This window comes from Burkholderia sp. Se-20378, from assembly GCF_017104665.1.
GTDB classification, from domain to species: Bacteria; Pseudomonadota; Gammaproteobacteria; order Burkholderiales; family Burkholderiaceae; genus Burkholderia; species Burkholderia lata.
On sequence record NZ_JAAGPG010001267.1, the window covers coordinates 1 to 302 of the forward strand.

A 302-nucleotide genomic window follows, 5' to 3' on the forward strand; every position below is an offset into this window, starting at 1 on the left:
CGCCGAACGTCGCGAACGGCCGCGCATTCGATAACCGCCCGGCATCGACGTCGAAGTCGTACGCGAAGATCGTGCGGCGGCCGGAATCGGTGACGTACATCGTCGAGCCGTCCGGGCTCCAGCCCATTCCGTTCGCGCACGCCGCCCGCGAGCCCGTCCGGCACCCCGCGCGCGGCGCCGAACGTCGCGAACGGCCGCGCATTCGATAACCGCCCGGCATCGACGTCGAAGTCGTACGCGAAGATCGTGCGGCGGCCGGAATCGGTGACGTACATCGTCGAGCCGTCCGGGCTCCAGCCCAT

At 69.9% G+C, this 302-nt stretch carries 1 protein-coding gene and 1 pseudogene; both read right to left on the reverse strand.

Translation table 11 applies throughout. From position 1 onward, the window contains the following. Positions 1–220, reverse strand: a 220-nt coding sequence (locus G3N93_RS41995; RefSeq protein WP_307873463.1) for an SMP-30/gluconolactonase/LRE family protein, incomplete at its 3' end; no start/stop codon positions are given. Further along, positions 159–302: pseudogene (locus G3N93_RS42180) on the reverse strand (SMP-30/gluconolactonase/LRE family protein); the annotation flags it as partial. The gene G3N93_RS41995 and the pseudogene G3N93_RS42180, both read right to left, overlap by 62 nt.